This is a genomic window from Pseudomonas peradeniyensis (assembly GCF_014268935.2).
GTDB classification, from domain to species: domain Bacteria; phylum Pseudomonadota; class Gammaproteobacteria; order Pseudomonadales; family Pseudomonadaceae; genus Aquipseudomonas; species Aquipseudomonas peradeniyensis.
Map to the genome: position 1 here is coordinate 1,993,185 of NZ_JABWRJ020000001.1, position 15,411 is coordinate 2,008,595.

Annotated in this window: 15 protein-coding genes; 11 read left to right on the forward strand and 4 right to left on the reverse strand. The window is 62.7% G+C overall.

What is annotated here, in order from left to right; translation table 11 throughout:
• Positions 1 to 307 precede the first annotated feature (307 nt).
• The 6 genes from HU751_RS08640 (at position 308) to HU751_RS08665 (ending at position 5,311) form a co-directional block, all read left to right on the forward strand.
• Positions 308 to 673 carry a hypothetical protein gene (locus HU751_RS08640; RefSeq protein WP_202892804.1) on the forward strand — a complete coding sequence of 122 codons (366 nt, stop codon included), beginning with the start codon at positions 308 to 310 and terminating at the stop codon, positions 671 to 673.
• A 63-nt stretch (positions 674 to 736) separates the two neighbouring features.
• Complete coding sequence (locus tag HU751_RS08645) at positions 737 to 1,015, forward strand: hypothetical protein (RefSeq protein WP_050704205.1); 279 nt, start codon at positions 737 to 739, stop codon at positions 1,013 to 1,015.
• A gap of 176 nt (positions 1,016 to 1,191) precedes the next feature.
• Positions 1,192 to 1,941, forward strand: a complete 750-nt coding sequence (locus tag HU751_RS08650) for a thioredoxin fold domain-containing protein (protein WP_028691584.1) — start codon at positions 1,192 to 1,194, stop codon at positions 1,939 to 1,941.
• Between the two features lie 81 nt (positions 1,942 to 2,022).
• The gene (locus tag HU751_RS08655) at positions 2,023 to 3,327 is read left to right on the forward strand and encodes a homoserine dehydrogenase (protein ID WP_186734843.1); all 1,305 of its coding nucleotides are present in this window, start codon (positions 2,023 to 2,025) and stop codon (positions 3,325 to 3,327) included.
• 54 nt (positions 3,328 to 3,381) lie between these two features.
• Positions 3,382 to 4,791, forward strand: a complete 1,410-nt coding sequence (gene thrC / locus HU751_RS08660) for a threonine synthase (protein ID WP_186735954.1) — start codon at positions 3,382 to 3,384, stop codon at positions 4,789 to 4,791.
• A gap of 154 nt (positions 4,792 to 4,945) precedes the next feature.
• Entirely contained in the window at positions 4,946 to 5,311 is a 366-nt protein-coding gene (locus HU751_RS08665) for a response regulator (RefSeq protein WP_186735952.1), read from the forward strand.
• A gap of 240 nt (positions 5,312 to 5,551) precedes the next feature.
• Here HU751_RS08665 and HU751_RS08670 read toward each other — a convergent pair whose 3' ends face one another.
• Together HU751_RS08670 and HU751_RS08675 are read right to left on the reverse strand one after the other, a co-directional pair.
• Positions 5,552 to 6,430, reverse strand: a complete 879-nt coding sequence (locus tag HU751_RS08670) for a TIGR02285 family protein (RefSeq protein WP_186735951.1) — start codon at positions 6,428 to 6,430, stop codon at positions 5,552 to 5,554.
• Between the two features lie 10 nt (positions 6,431 to 6,440).
• The gene (locus HU751_RS08675; protein WP_186735949.1) at positions 6,441 to 7,640 is read right to left on the reverse strand and encodes a CaiB/BaiF CoA transferase family protein; all 1,200 of its coding nucleotides are present in this window, start codon (positions 7,638 to 7,640) and stop codon (positions 6,441 to 6,443) included.
• Between the two features lie 141 nt (positions 7,641 to 7,781).
• Between HU751_RS08675 and HU751_RS08680 the strand changes: the two genes are divergently transcribed.
• The 3 genes from HU751_RS08680 (at position 7,782) to HU751_RS08690 (ending at position 12,133) form a co-directional block, all read left to right on the forward strand.
• Positions 7,782 to 8,324, forward strand: a complete 543-nt coding sequence (locus HU751_RS08680; protein WP_050704212.1) for a YaeQ family protein — start codon at positions 7,782 to 7,784, stop codon at positions 8,322 to 8,324.
• A gap of 30 nt (positions 8,325 to 8,354) precedes the next feature.
• On the forward strand, positions 8,355 to 10,064 hold the full coding sequence (gene recJ, locus HU751_RS08685) for a single-stranded-DNA-specific exonuclease RecJ (RefSeq protein ID WP_186735947.1): 1,710 nt from the start codon (positions 8,355 to 8,357) through the stop codon (positions 10,062 to 10,064).
• Positions 10,065 to 11,026: 962 nt separating this feature from the next.
• On the forward strand, positions 11,027 to 12,133 hold the full coding sequence (locus HU751_RS08690; RefSeq protein WP_186735889.1) for an NADH:flavin oxidoreductase/NADH oxidase: 1,107 nt from the start codon (positions 11,027 to 11,029) through the stop codon (positions 12,131 to 12,133).
• 1 nt (position 12,134) lies between these two features.
• On the opposite strand, the gene HU751_RS08695 is transcribed toward HU751_RS08690, so the two are convergent.
• Both HU751_RS08695 and HU751_RS08700 read right to left on the reverse strand, forming a co-directional pair.
• Positions 12,135 to 12,467: a type II toxin-antitoxin system HicB family antitoxin gene (locus HU751_RS08695; RefSeq protein WP_186735888.1), complete on the reverse strand. Its 333-nt coding sequence runs from the start codon at positions 12,465 to 12,467 to the stop codon at positions 12,135 to 12,137.
• On the reverse strand, positions 12,464 to 12,718 hold the full coding sequence (locus HU751_RS08700) for a type II toxin-antitoxin system HicA family toxin (protein ID WP_050704364.1): 255 nt from the start codon (positions 12,716 to 12,718) through the stop codon (positions 12,464 to 12,466). The genes HU751_RS08695 and HU751_RS08700 overlap by 4 nt, the downstream gene beginning before the upstream one ends.
• Before the next feature lie 255 nt (positions 12,719 to 12,973).
• On the opposite strand from HU751_RS08700, the gene HU751_RS08705 reads away from it, so the two are divergent.
• Positions 12,974 to 13,657, forward strand: coding sequence for a tellurite resistance TerB family protein (locus HU751_RS08705; protein WP_186735887.1), 684 nt, complete (start codon positions 12,974 to 12,976; stop codon positions 13,655 to 13,657).
• A gap of 128 nt (positions 13,658 to 13,785) precedes the next feature.
• A complete protein-coding gene (locus HU751_RS08710; RefSeq protein ID WP_186735886.1) occupies positions 13,786 to 15,408 on the forward strand; it encodes a methyl-accepting chemotaxis protein in 1,623 nt (540 codons plus the stop codon).
• Positions 15,409 to 15,411: the final 3 nt, after the last annotated feature.

Below are 15,411 nucleotides of genomic sequence, written 5' to 3' on the forward strand. Positions count from 1 at the left end.
GATGGAAGAAGTGTTAATGGATTAACGCATAGACTTATAAATGATCCCTCGTATATAAATTAAGTTGAGCTAATCAGAAAAGTCAGGATGCAGGATTTACCCACTAATGTTCAAGAGCGCTTATTGTCTCAAGGAGCACATAAAGATTCAGTGTCTAGCTTGGATAATAGAAGGCTGTGCGCGGCTAAAGAAGCTGGTGTATCCAAAATCCCATCCAGATGGGCAACTCCAGAGGAATTGTCTAAAATAAATCTTGATCGAAGGTTTTCAACTGGTGATGGTGGTGAATCGATAAGGACAAGAGGTTGTGGCTAATATGAATGTTAAGGCAATAGAAACAAGATATGGTCTGATTTATGGGCGAGATGCTTTGGTTCTTTTAGGGGCTGAATTAATACTCTATCCTTTTAAATTTGTCATTAAAGCATCGTTATCTTTGCGTTCCTGCAAGCCAATGATTACAGACGCACCTGATGTTAGCGTTGAGTTTTTGTTTAGTGATATTAAAAGTATGTCTGTGTATAAAATGGATGATTACCCATATGAAAAACACTCTCTGTCGAGCTTTGATTTGATAGATAACATAGATGGAGATGGATTTCAGCATATAGTTCTTAGCACTTATGACCATGTTTTCGATGTGATTGGAAAATATGATATTAAATATTCTTAGATGAATTTCTTAATAAACCGGGAAAGAGATTCTGATTCTCCAGGTTTATTATAGGGTTTTGTAATGCTGGACATCTCCTATCTGTCGGACACGCTAGGCGACAAGCCCTACCTTCAACTGAGTGACGCTGAGGTGAAGCGTGTGCAGGGCGCATTTATTGAGTTGCGTGAAAAGACGGGGCTTTATATCGATCCTTATGGGCGATCCAGGATTTATCCCAGACAGCAGAAGATGTTGATTGCGCTGCTGTTACAGGACATTGATCGCGATGTGCTTGCTTTGGTTGATTTTCTGAAAGTTTCCAGTGATGCAGATGAGGTCTTGCTGGTAGACGGTGATTGATAGCCGAGGTGACCGCCGCCCCCTGGCGCACGCAGCCTTGCGCTCCCGATCGAGCACGCCTCGACCGCCGCCGCTTCTGTGGTAGGCTTGGACGGTTTGCACCGAGGGCCGCAATGACACCCCGTTTTCAGTACGGGCGTGCTGCATCCGGCCCCGTCCGCCTTCAGGAGTACCCCATGCGCGTGACCCAGATTTTCGCCGCCGCCGCCCTGGCGTTGGCCAGTACCTTTGCCGTCGCCGCGGCCACCGATGCCAACGCCGGTGCCGAGCAGGCGATCCGCAAGTCCTTGCAGAACCTCGAGCTGGAAGTGCCGGTCGAGAGCGTCAGCAGCAGCCCGCTCAATGGCCTGTACGAAGTCAAGCTGCAGGGTGGTCGCGTGCTGTACGCCAGCGCCGACGGCCAGTTCGTCATGCAGGGCTACCTGTTCCAGATCCAGGACGGCAAGCCGGTCAACCTCACCGAGAAGACCGAGCGCCAGGGCATTGCCAAGCTGATCAACGGCATTCCGGTTGGCGAGATGGTGGTCTACCCGGCCAAGGGTGAAACCAAGTCGCACATCACCGTGTTCACCGACACCACCTGCCCGTACTGCCACAAGCTGCACGCCGAAGTGCCGGAGCTCAATCGCCGTGGCATCGAAGTGCGCTACGTCGCCTTCCCGCGCCAGGGCCTGGGTTCGCCGGGTGACGAGCAGCTGCAGGCGGTATGGTGCTCCAGCGATCGCCGCGCGGCGCTGGACAAGATGGTCGACGGCAAGGAGATCAAGGCCGCCAAGTGCGCCAACCCGGTCAGCAAGCAATTCCAGCTGGGCCAATCGATTGGTGTAAATGGCACGCCGGCGATCGTTCTACAGAATGGCCAGGTGATTCCGGGTTACCAGCCGGCGCCGCAAGTGGCCAAGCTGGCCCTGGCAGAGAGCAAGTAATCAATTCAGACGCCGTCGTCATGGGGTGACGGCATGTTTCACGGTCGGCGCAGGTGCCGGCCGTTCTATGGGGAGTTCACAGTGAAACCGGTCAAAGTAGGCATCTGTGGGTTGGGGACCGTCGGTGGCGGAACCTTCAATGTACTTCAGCGCAACGCCGAGGAGATCGCCCGCCGTGCCGGGCGCGGTATTGAAGTGGCACAGATTGCCATGCGCTCGCAGAACCCGAATTGCCAGATTACCGGTACCCCCATTACCGCTGATGTGTTCGAAGTTGCGAGCAACCCTGAGATTGATATCGTCATCGAGCTGATCGGCGGCTACACCATCGCCCGCGACCTGGTGCTCAAGGCCATCGACAACGGCAAGCACGTGGTCACCGCCAACAAGGCGCTGATCGCCGTGCACGGCAACGAGATCTTCGCCAAGGCCCGCGAGAAGGGCGTCATCGTCGCCTTCGAAGCCGCCGTGGCCGGCGGCATCCCGGTGATCAAGGCGATCCGCGAGGGCCTGTCGGCCAACCGCATCAACTGGCTGGCCGGCATCATCAACGGCACTGGCAACTTCATTCTCACCGAAATGCGCGACAAGGGCCGCGCCTTCCCCGACGTGCTGGCCGAAGCCCAGGCGCTGGGTTATGCCGAGGCCGACCCGACCTTCGACGTCGAAGGCATCGACGCCGCGCACAAGCTGACCATCCTGGCGTCCATCGCCTTCGGCATCCCGCTGCAGTTCGACAAGGCCTACACCGAGGGCATCACCCAGCTGACCACCGCCGACGTCAACTACGCCGAGGCCCTGGGCTACCGCATCAAGCACCTGGGCGTGGCCCGTCGCACCGCCGACGGCATCGAGCTGCGCGTGCACCCGACGCTGATCCCCAACGACCGCCTGATCGCCAACGTCAACGGCGTGATGAACGCGGTGATGGTCAACGGTGACGCCGCCGGTTCCACCCTGTACTACGGCGCCGGTGCCGGCATGGAGCCGACCGCCTCGTCGGTGGTCGCCGACCTGGTCGACGTGGTTCGTGCAATGACTTCCGACCCGGAGAACCGCGTGCCGCACCTGGCGTTCCAGCCGGACGCACTGTCGGCCCACCCGATCCTGCCGATCGAAGCCTGCGAAAGTGCCTACTACCTGCGTATCCAGGCCAAGGACCACCCGGGCGTGCTGGCCCAGGTCGCCAGCATCCTCTCGGAGCGCGGCATCAACATCGAGTCGATCATGCAGAAGGAGGCCGAGGAACAGGACGGCCTGGTACCGATGATCCTGCTGACCCACCGTGTGGTCGAGCAGCGCATCGACGACGCCATCGTCGCCCTGGAAGCGCTCCAGGACGTGATCGGCAAGGTCGTGCGCATCCGCGTCGAACAGCTCAATTAATTCCGGCGGCGGGCCGCGACGGCGGCCCGCGCCCAGCATCGAAGGTTTGCACCCATGCGCTATATCAGTACCCGCGGCCAGGCTCCGGCCCTGAACTTCGAAGACGTCCTGCTGGCGGGCCTCGCCAGCGACGGCGGCCTGTACGTACCCGAGAACCTGCCGCGCTTCACCCAGGAAGAGATTGCCTCCTGGGCGGGCCTGCCGTACCACGAACTGGCTTTCCGGGTGATGCGCCCGTTCGTCGACGGCAGCATCGCCGACGCCGATTTCAAGAAGATCCTCGAAGAGACCTACGGCAACTTCGCCCACGCCGCCGTCGCGCCGCTGCGCCAGCTCAACGGCAACGAGTGGGTTATGGAGCTGTTCCACGGCCCGACCCTGGCCTTCAAGGACTTCGCCCTGCAACTGCTCGGCCGCCTGCTCGACCATGTGCTGGTCAAGCGTGGCGAGCGCGTGGTGATCGTCGGCGCCACCAGCGGTGATACCGGCTCGGCCGCCATCGAAGGCTGCCGCCGTTGCGACAACGTCGACATCTTCATCCTGCACCCGCACCAGCGCGTGTCGGAAGTGCAGCGCCGGCAGATGACCACCATCCTCGGCGACAACATCCACAACATTGCCATCGAAGGCAACTTCGACGACTGCCAGGAGATGGTCAAGGCCAGCTTTGCCGACCAGTCGTTCCTCAAGGGCACCCGCCTGGTGGCGGTGAACTCGATCAACTGGGCGCGGATCATGGCCCAGATCGTCTACTACTTCCACGCAGCATTGCAGCTCGGCGGCCCGGCCCGTTCGGTGGCGTTCTCGGTGCCGACCGGCAACTTCGGCGATATCTTCGCCGGTTACCTGGCGCGCAACATGGGCCTGCCGATCAGCCAGCTGGTAGTGGCGACCAACCGCAACGACATCCTGCACCGCTTCATGAGCGGCAACCAGTATGTCAAGGATTCCTTGCACCCGACCCTGTCGCCGTCGATGGACATCATGGTCTCGTCCAACTTCGAGCGCCTGCTGTTCGACCTGCACGGTCGTAATGGCGCCGCGGTTGCCCAGCTGATGGACACCTTCAAGCAAGGCGGTGGTTTCAGCGTCGAGCAGGATCGCTGGACCGAGGCGCGCAAGCTGTTCGACTCGCTGGCTGTCACCGACGAGCAGACCTGCGAGACCATCGCCGAGGTGTTCAAGGCCACCGGTGAAGTCCTCGACCCGCACACCGCGATCGGCGTCAAGGCTGCCCGCGAGTGCCGCCGCAGCCTGGATACGCCGATGGTGGTGCTGGGCACCGCGCACCCGGTCAAGTTCCCCGAGGCGGTGGAGAAGGCCGGTGTCGACAAGGCCCTGGAGCTGCCGGCGCACCTGAGCGATCTGTTCAGCCGCGAGGAGCGCTGCACGGTGCTGGCCAACGACCTGAAGACCGTCCAGGCCTTCGTCAGCCAGCATGGCAACCGCGGCAAGCCGCTGTAAGCCGAGCGCTATGCGAAAAGCCCGTCCTAGACGGGCTTTTTTGTGTCCGCGACACAGGGTTTCGATCTTTCAGATTTTTCCCATGTAGTTCGGCGCCTGCACCTACTAGAGTGGTTTCTCCAACCTACAAGGCTCACTGCTCCAGAGGTGGCTCATGCGTCAGCTCAATGTCCTTATCCATCAGGGTCGGCCCTCTCACCAGATGCTCTTGCACCAGGCCTTCAATGCGCAGGGTGTGTACAACGTCCGGCTCACCGACGACGTACCGACCGCGACGGCGCGACAGCGGCCTGTGGATGTGCTGGTGCTCGACCAGGGCATGCCCTGGCGCCATGCGCGGCGCTTGTTCAAGTACCTGGTTCAGGCTTCCTGCGCGGGCGGGTTGCTGTTTGTCGGGTGTGGCGGCGCTGGGGGGAAAGACCTCGCGCTCGAGGCACGCGAGCATGGTTTGAACGTGCTGGCGGAGTTGTCCTGGCCGATGTCGATGGTGGGGCTGGAGCGGGCGCTGGAACGCCTCTAGTCGGCCGCAGGCTGGGGGCGTCCGGCACGGGTGATCGCCGACCTGCAACATCAGCGGCAGATGCAGGGAACCTTTGCCTCACCAGCCCATCAGAATTTGTAAGGGCCGTCTGATGGTGCTTTGCTCCGGTACCGTCCAGGCTGTCACTGGAAGTCCCAAGGACTTTCGCTTGACCCTGGTCGTCCTCCCCAGCGGCCGGGGTTTCTTTTTGCCTTGAACCTGGGGGTTGCCCGGAGAGCGTCAGCGTATCGGCGGTTCACCCTGCTCGAAGAAGTGCCTGGCCTGCTCCAGGTAGTCTTCCTGCAGTCCAGGATCCAGCCAGTGGGCGTAGAGGTCAGGCAAGGTATCGCGACGCAATGCCGGCAGCAGTTGGTCGATATGGGCGATCGCCTCGCGCCCCAGCGGGGTATCCGAGCAGCCTACATGCAGGAACTGGTAGCGGTTTACGCCAAGGATGGGGTGGAAACTGTAGTCGTCCAGCGAGCCATTTTGCTGCTGGATCAGGTAACGCATCTCCGGCCAGTAGCCGAGCACCAGTTGCAGGCGGCCCAATTGCTGCATCTGCAGCAGGCTGGCCGTGGCATCGTTGCCGTAGTGGCGGCTGAAGGCGGTATCAGGCAATTGCCGGAGCACCTCGTCGACCTGCACGCTGTAGCTGCGCTCGGCGACGATGCCCAGCTTCAGGCGGGTCTCGGCCAGCAAGCGCTGCAGGTCGACCTGCTGGCCGTCCAGGTACGGCGCGAGCAGGGCCTGGTCCTGCTTGCGCACGATCAGGCCACTGCTCAGCACGCCCAGCGAAGGTTGGGAGAAATGCACATACCTGGCGCGCTCGGGGGTCCACAGCAGGGTCGGGTCACAGGTGAAACTGCGCTCCTGGAGCATCTGCAGGCCCCGGGCCCGGTTGACCCGAACGATGCTGTGGTCGTACTCGGGCATCTGGGCGATCAGCATCGGCAGCAACTGGTCGATCACCCCCTGGCCCTTGGCCGGCCCTTCGAAGATGGTGAACGGCGGCAGGTCGCGCACCAGCCACAACAGGCGCTCCCTGGCCTCGGCCGATTGACCCGCGAGTGCGAACAGCAACAGGCAGAGCACGATGGGCAAATGGCGGATCCGCATGGTGCGTGGGTCAGACCGTGCCGGCCGCGCGCAGGCGGGCAATGGCGGCTGCGTCGTAGCCCAGGTCGGCCAGCACCGTGGCCGTATGCTCGCCCAGTGCCGGGCCGACCCACTCGGCGGAGCCCGGCGTGTCGGACAACTTGGGCACGATGCCCGGCATCTTGAATGGCTTGCCGTCCGGCAGCCGGGCCTGGAGGAACATCTCGCGGGCGAGGAACTGCGGATCGCCCAGCATGTCCTCGGCGGAGTAGATCCGGCTGGCCGGTACCTCGGCATCGTTCAGCACCTGCATCACCTCGGCCAGCGGCAGGCTGTTGGCCCAGCGGTCGATGACCCCGTACAACTCGTCGCGGCGGGCATCGCGGCCGTCGTTGGTGGCCAGGGTCGCATCGTTGGCCAGGTCGTCGCGGCCAATGGCCTGCATGAAACGCTTGAAGATCGCATCGCCATTGGCGCCGATCTGCACGTGACGGCCATCGGCGGTGGTGTGGATGCAGGAGGGGGTGATGCCCGGCATGATGTTGCCGGTGCGTTCACGGATGAAGCCGAATACATCGAACTCCGGGACCATGCTTTCCATCATGGCGAAGATCGCTTCGTACAGCGCCACGTCCACCACCTGGCCCGCGCCGCCGTTGACCTCGCGATGACGCAGGGCCATCAGCGCGCCGATCACGCCCCACAGGGCGGCAATGGAGTCGCCGATGGAGATCCCGGTGCGTACCGGCGGGCGGTCCTCGAAACCGGTGATGTAGCGCAGCCCGCCCATGGACTCGCCGACCGCGCCGAAGCCCGGCTGGTCTTTCATCGGCCCAGTCTGGCCAAAGCCCGACAGCCGCACCATGACCAGGCGCGGATTGAGGGCATGGAGCACGTCCCAGCCCAGCCCCAGCTTCTCCAGCACGCCGGGGCGGAAGTTCTCGATCAGGATGTCGGCATCGGCCAGCAGGCGCTTGAGCACGTCGCGGCCTTCCGGATGCTTGAGGTTGAGGGTCAGCGACTGCTTGTTGCGGGCCTGTACGAACCACCACAGCGAGGTGCCTTCATAGAGCTTGCGCCATTTGCGCAGCGGGTCGCCGCCATCGGGGGACTCGACCTTGATCACCTCGGCGCCGAATTCGGCGCAGATCCGCGAGGCGAACGGGCCGGCGATCAGGGTGCCGAGCTCGATGACTTTCAGGCCGGCGAGGGGTTTGCTGGGCGTAGGCATGGGGCATCCGTGGCGGCTGGGCGTGTGCGCAGGTTGTATCACAGCTCGGCGGTGGCAGGTATATCGGTGTTGTCTGATCCGACGCTGGCGCCCGGGATCAGTTAGACTGTGCGACTTTCTCTCGCAAGAAGCCTATTGCCCATGGCCCAGCCGTCCACCACCTACAAGTTCGAACTGAATCTGACCGACCTCGACCGCGGCGTGTACGAGAACGTCCGCCAGACCATCGCCCGTCATCCTTCGGAAACCGAAGAACGCATGGCCGTGCGCCTGCTGGCCTATGCCCTCTGGTACAACGAGCAGCTGTCCTTCGGTCGCGGTTTGTCGGATGTCGATGAGGCGGCCCTGTGGGAAAAGAGCCTGGACGACCGCATCCTGCACTGGATCGAAGTCGGCCAGCCCGACGCCGACCGCCTGACCTGGTGCTCGCGGCGGACCGAGCGCACCAGCCTGTTGGCCTACGGCAGCTTGCGCGTCTGGGAAAACAAGGTGCTCGGCGCGGTCAAGGGCCTGAAGAACCTGAGCATCGCCGCCGTGCCGCAGGACGTGCTGGAAGTCCTCGCCACCGACATGCCGCGCACCATCAAGTGGGATGTGATGATCAGCGAAGGCACGGTGTTCGTCACCGACGACCGTGGCCAGCACGAAGTGCAGCTGCAGTGGCTGCTCGGCGAGCGCGGCTGACCTGATTCACAGCGGATTATCGAAGACCCCATGCGTATCGAACCTCGTCCCCTGCCGTCGCCCCTGCCATTGCTGGGCAACCTGCCACCCCTGCTGACCCGCCTGTACGCCGCCCGTGGCGTACAGTCCGAGGCTGAACTGGACAAGAGCCTGGCACGCCTGCTGCCGTTCCAGCAGCTCAAGGGCATCGATGCGGCGGTGGACCTGCTGGTCGAGGCGCTCGACCAGCGCCAGCGCATTCTCATCGTCGGTGACTTCGACGCCGACGGTGCCACCGCCAGCACTGTCGGTGTGCTTGGCCTGCGTCTGCTGGGCGCGGCACATGTCGATTATCTGGTACCCAATCGCTTCGAATACGGCTACGGCCTGACCCCGGAGATTGTCGAGGTCGCCCTGCAGCGCCAGCCGCAGTTGCTGATCACCGTGGACAACGGCATCTCCAGCGTCGAGGGTGTGGCGGCAGCCAAAGCTGCCGGGCTCAAGGTGCTGGTCACCGACCACCACCTGCCGGGCGAACAGTTGCCCGCCGCCGATGCCATCGTCAACCCGAACCAGCCAGGGTGCGGGTTCCCGAGCAAGTCCCTGGCCGGCGTGGGGGTGATCTTCTACGTGCTGATGGCCCTGCGCGCGCGGCTGCGCAGCCTGGGGCGCTATGAGACGCAGCCGCAGCCGAACATCGGCGAGCTGCTCGACCTGGTAGCGCTGGGCAGTGTCGCCGACGTGGTGCCGCTGGATGCCAACAACCGCATCCTGGTGCACCAGGGGTTGGAGCGTATCCGTGCCGGCCGTGCCCGCGCCGGGCTCAAGGCCATCCTCGAGGTGGCGCGGCGCGATCATCGACGCATCACCTCCACCGACCTGGGCTTCATCCTCGGCCCTCGGCTGAATGCCGCCGGGCGCCTGGACGACATGAGCCTGGGTATCGAATGCCTGTTGTGTGAGGACGCGGCGTTGGCGCTGGACATGGCCCAGCAGCTGGATGGTCTGAACCAGGACCGCAAGTCCATCGAGCAGGGTATGCAGCGCGAGGCGCTGGCCCAGCTCAAGGATCTGCCGGTCGAGTCCATGCCCTATGGCCTGTGCCTGTTCGACGCCGACTGGCACCAGGGGGTGATCGGTATCCTCGCTTCGCGGTTGAAGGAGCGTTACCACCGTCCGACCATCGCCTTCGCCGATGCGGGGGAGGGGATGCTCAAGGGCTCGGCGCGTTCGGTGGCGGGGTTCCATATCCGTGATGCGCTGGATGCCGTGGCGGCGCGGCATCCGGCCCTGATCAGCAAGTTTGGCGGGCACGCGATGGCGGCGGGGTTGTCGTTGCCGGCCGAGCATTTCCCGGCGTTTGCCGAGGCGTTCGATGAAGAGGTACGGCGTCAGCTGCGTGAGGATGACCTGACCGGTCGGCTGTTATCGGATGGCACCCTGGCGGTCGAGGAGTTTCACCTTGACCTGGCGCGGGCATTGCGCAATGCCGGGCCGTGGGGGCAGCACTTTCCTGAGCCGTTGTTCCATGGGGTGTTCCAGCTGGTCGAACAACGGGTGGTCGGGGAGCGACATCTGAAGGTGGTGCTCAAGAGCGAGTGTGGGGCGGTGCGGTTGGATGGGATTGCCTTTGGGGTTGATCGGGAGGTTTGGCCGAATCCTACTGTGCGGTGGGTGGAGTTGGCTTACAAGCTGGATGTGAATGAGTTTCGGGGGAATGAGAGTGTGCAGTTGATGATTGCTCACATGGAAGCTCGGTGATTTTGTTTTGATTAGTTAATTGGTTAACTGGTTGTTTTGAGGGTTGTATGCGCATTCATTTGTGATGTCGACGCTTATTCACCTTTCCGCCCTTACGGCGGGTAACTTTTTGAAGGATCAAAAAGTCACCAAAAAATCCTCGCTCCATTCATCCGGCCCTACGCTTCGCTCCGGGTCCCCTCACTCCGGCCTTGCTCCCGGGAGGACCGCGCTGCAGGGCCCATCCTGGGCCCCAGCGCTTGATGGGCATCCATGCCCGTCACCTCCCTCCGCAAGTCCTGCGTTCGGCCTCCTGAAGTCGCGAAGTTACGAGCGGCGCCTGGACTGGCGCAGCTGTCGCTAGTTGAAATTTAATTGATCTCTCGATTGTATCGCGGGGCAAGCCCGCTCCCACGCGATAGTCGCCGTTATATATAACCCTGTAGGAGCGGGCTTGCCCCGCGAAAGGGCCGGAACAGCCAATACATAACTAATGGCCAAAAAACTAACTTCGCATTTCTTGCTCTTGCTCTTGCTCTTGCTCTTGCTTCTAAGCGCGCAATAGTCCAGGCGCCGCCAATTGCGACTTCAGGAGGCCGAGCGGAGTTCTTGCGGAGGGAGGTGACGGCCATGGATGGCCGTCAAGCGCTGCGCCCCAGGATGGGGCGTTCAGCGCGGTCCTCCCGGGAGCAAGAACGGAGCGAGGGAACCCCGGAGCGAAGCGTAGGGGCCGGATGAATGGAGCGAGGATTTTTTGGTTCCTTTTTGATCCTTCAAAAAGGGACCCGCCGTAAGGGCGGAAAGGTGACTATGCGTCCCCATCGCCAATGAATGCGCATAAAAAAATCAAAACAATCATCCCCGAACCCAAGACCCCAGAACACCCCCCACCCCATGGTCTAGTCTGAAACCTACCGGTACCGGCCCACCCCCAAACCACAAAAGCCGGCCCGGAAACCATTGGAGTCCCTGGGAGGTGCCCCATGAGCCTGCTGCTCGAGCCATACACCCTGCGTCAGCTGACCCTGCCCAACCGCATCGCCGTATCCCCCATGTGCCAGTACTCCGCCGTAGACGGCCTGGCCAACGACTGGCACCTGGTCCACCTCGGCAGCCGCGCGGTCGGTGGCGCGGGTCTGGTAATCAGCGAGGCCGTCGCGGTCACCGCCGACGGACGCATCACCGCCGAGGACCTCGGCTTGTGGACCGACGACCAGATCAAACCCCTGCAACGCATCACCCGTTTCATCACCGCCCAAGGCGCCGTCCCCGGTATCCAGCTGGCCCATGCCGGGCGCAAGGCCAGCACCCACAGGCCGTGGCTCGGCAAGCAGGGCAGCGTCAAGATCGAGGAGGGCGGCTGGCAACCGGTCGGGCCGTCGAAGATAGCCTTCGACCCGCAGCACACCCCGCCACGTGAATTGACCAAGGACGAGATCCAGGACGTGGTCGCCGCGTTCGTCGCCGCGACCGAGCGGGCATTGCAGGCCGGCTTCAAGGTGGTCGAGATCCACGCCGCCCACGGCTACCTGCTGCACCAGTTTCTCTCGCCCCTGAGCAACCAGCGTCGCGATGAATACGGCAGCTGTTTCGAGAACCGCATCCGTTTAACCCTGCAGGTTGCCGAGGCAGTACGCAAGGCCTGGCCGCAGGAACTGCCGCTGTTCGTGCGGGTATCGGCCACCGATTGGGTCGAGGATGGCTGGAACCCGGACGAGACCGTCGAGCTGGCCCGTCGCCTGCGCGCCCTGGGTGTCGACCTGATCGACGTGTCTTCAGGGGGCACCTCGGTCAATGCCGAGATTCCCACCGGCCCCGGCTACCAGACCCGCTTCGCCGAACGGGTACGCAAGGAGTCGGAAATCGCCACCGGCACCGTCGGCATGATCACCGAACCGGCCCAGGCCGAGCATATCCTGCGCACCGGCCAGGCCGATGTGATCTTCCTTGCCCGCGAGCTGCTGCGCGACCCGTACTGGCCATTGCATGCCGATGACGACCTGGGTGGCAACAAGGCGACCTGGCCGGCGCAGTATCAGCGGGCCACCAGCCGGGCCAACCCCATCCACGAGTCGGACCTGCGCGACTGACTCAGCTACAGGCCGCCTGGCTGAGGATGTCGCTGACCCACTGGTTGATGCTCTTCTGCGCCAGCTCGGCCTTGGCCGCCACGCTGGCGTGGAGGGTGGGCTCCAGGCGCAGGCTGAGTTTTCCGGAGTAGGTCTTCTGCGGTTCGCGCCCCAGGCGCTGGCAGGTTTCGAGGTAGTCGTCGACGGCTTCCTCGAATGCCTGGCGCAGTTCGCTGATCGATTCGCCATGGAAGCCGATCACATCGCGGATGCCGGCGACATGGCCAACCAGCAGCTGGTCTTCGTCGCTGTATTCGATGCGGGCCGAGTAGCCGCAGTAGTTCATTACATTCATGGGGTAACTCCTGCCTGCTCCAGGAACTGGCGGGCATCGCGCACCTGATAGGGCTTGGCGTGCCGGTCGGGGTGAGGGCGATGGAAGGTCGCGACCTCGCCATTGAGCTCGAACCGCACGCGTGAACCCCTGCCTTCGATCACCCGGGCACCGAGCGAAACCAGCAGGGACTCCAGGCGCGACCAGTCCAGCGTTCGTGGAACGGGCTTCTTGAAGACGAGTTCGAGTAACGCACGTTGATGATTATTCATGGTATCAGTCTGTGATACCAGTGCCGCAAAGCTCAATAGATCAACGGTAGGGCGCCGCAGGGGCAACCCGTGGGAAATGTCGCGCGGTTGTGCGGAAAAACCGCTGCGCCATGGTAACGCTCCCTACTGGAAGCAACTGGCGCAGCCAACAAACCAAACTGGGCAACATCCGGATGCAAATGCGTTAAGCGTGGCTTCAGCTTGCAGGCCTACTCTGGAGGCCTACCTACTTTGGATGCTTGCGAGGTCTGCCAGATGAACACCCGTGGTCTGCTCGATCAGCTATTGAAAACCGGTCAATCCATGCTGCAGAACCAACAGGGCAAGGGCACCAGTCACAAGGGCTCCGGGAGCCTCGGCAGCCTGTTGTCCGGTGCTGGCGGTGGCGCATTGGCGGCCGGCGCGATGGGCCTGCTGCTGGGGAACAAGAAGGCGCGCAAGTACGGCGGCAAGGCGCTCACCTACGGCGGATTGGCCGCGCTTGGGGTGCTGGCCTACAAGGCCTATGGCAACTGGCAGGCGCGCCAGGGCGCGGGCAATCACGAACCGCAGACCCTCGACCGCCTGCCGCCGGCCCAGGCCGAACAGCATAGCCAGGCCGTGCTTCGGGCGTTGGTGGCCGCGGCCAAGTCCGACGGTCATATCGACGAGCGCGAGCGGGCGTTGATCGAAGGCGAGTTCACCCGCCTGGACAGCGACCGCGAATTGCAGCACTGGCTGCATGCCGAGCTGAACAAGCCGTTGGATCCGGCCGAGGTCGCCCGCGCCGCGCAGACCCCGGAAATGGCCGCCGAGATGTACCTGGCCAGCGTGATGATGGTCGATCAGGAGAACTTCATGGAGCGCGCCTATCTCGATGAATTGGCCCGCCAGCTACGCCTCGACCCGAACCTGCGCCAGGAACTGGAGAACCAGGTCAAGCTTGCCGCGAGTCAATGAACCGGCATTTGGCCACCTGAACGGGCACGGACGCCTGAATACCGCTGCATTCAGCCGCAATTGAACGGGAAGCCTGGGCTATACTTCGGCGATTTTTCCCGCTCGTATCGAATTCCTGAGGGCTGAATGTGAAGAACTGGACCTTGCGCCAACGGATCCTGGCAAGTTTCGCCGTGATCATCGCCATCATGCTGCTGATGATCGTGGCCGCTTACTCGCGGCTGGTGGCGATCGAGTCCAGCGAGGAAGCCGTGGGGTCCGACAGCATCCCCGGCGTCTACTACAGCTCGATGATCCGCAGTGCCTGGGTCGACAGCTACGTCACCAGCCAGCAGTTGGTGGGGCTGTCCAACCACCGTGAGATCACCACGGCCGATCTTGAACTGTTCAAGAGCTTCGATGATCGCCTCAAGAAGCACATGGCCAGCTATCAGGCGACCATCCGCGACGCGGCCGACCAGGCGGCGTTCGACGATTTCACCCGTCTGGAGGAGGAGTATGTCAAGCTCGTCGACCAGGTCCTGGAAACCTATCGCCAGAAGAACTATCCCGAAGCCCAGCGGCTGATCATGGATGTGCTCACGCCTGCCTGGAAGGAAGGGCGCCAGCACCTGAACGAAGTGATCGAGCGTAACCGCGAGTCCGCCGACAAGGCCACCAACGACATTGTCAGCGCGGTCAATACCGCCAAGGGCAGTATGATCGTCTCGTTGCTGCTGGCCATCATCGCCGCCGGTGTCTGCGGTCTGTTGCTCATGCGTGCTATCACCGCACCCATGCTGCGCATCGTCCATGGGTTGGACGGCCTGCGCTCCGGTGACCTGAGCATGCGCCTGAACCTGGACCGCAAGGATGAGTTCGGCGCGATCGAAGGGGGCTTCAACGAGATGGCCGAGTCCTTGGCCAACCTGGTGGCCCAGGCCCAGCGCTCGTCGGTGCAGGTGACCACCTCGGTCACCGAGATCGCCGCCACCTCCAAGCAGCAACAGGCCACCGCCACCGAAACCGCCGCCACCACCACCGAGATCGGCGCCACGTCGCGGGAAATCGCCGCCACCTCGCGCGACCTGGTGCGCACCATGACCGAAGTCACCAGCGCCGCCGACCAGGCTTCGAGCCTCGCCGGCTCCGGTCAGCAGGGCCTGGCACGCATGGAAGAAACCATGCACCAGGTGATGGGCGCCGCCGACCTGGTCAATGCCAAGCTGGCGATCCTCAACGAGAAGGCCAGCAACATCACCCAGATGGTGGTGACCATCGTCAAGGTCGCCGACCAGACCAACCTGCTGTCGCTCAACGCCGCCATCGAGGCGGAGAAGGCCGGCGAATACGGTCGCGGTTTCGCCGTGGTCGCCACCGAGGTGCGGCGCCTGGCCGACCAGACCGCCGTGGCCACCTACGACATCGAGCAGATGGTGCGCGAGATCCAGTCGGCGGTGTCGGCGGGGGTGATGGGCATGGACAAGTTCTCCGAGGAAGTGCGCCGCGGCATGTTCGAGGTGCAGCAGGTCGGCGAGCAACTGAGCCAGATCATCCACCAGGTGCAGGCGCTTGCGCCGCGGGTGCTGATGGTCAACGAGGGCATGCAGGCCCAGGCCACCGGCGCCGAGCAGATCAACCAGGCGCTGGCCCAGCTCAGCGATGCCAGCACCCAGACCGTCGAGTCGCTGCGCCAGGCCAGCTTCGCCATCGACGAACTGAGCCAGGTGGCCGCCGGGCTGAGGGGTGGTGTGTCGCGGTTCAAAGTCTGACGA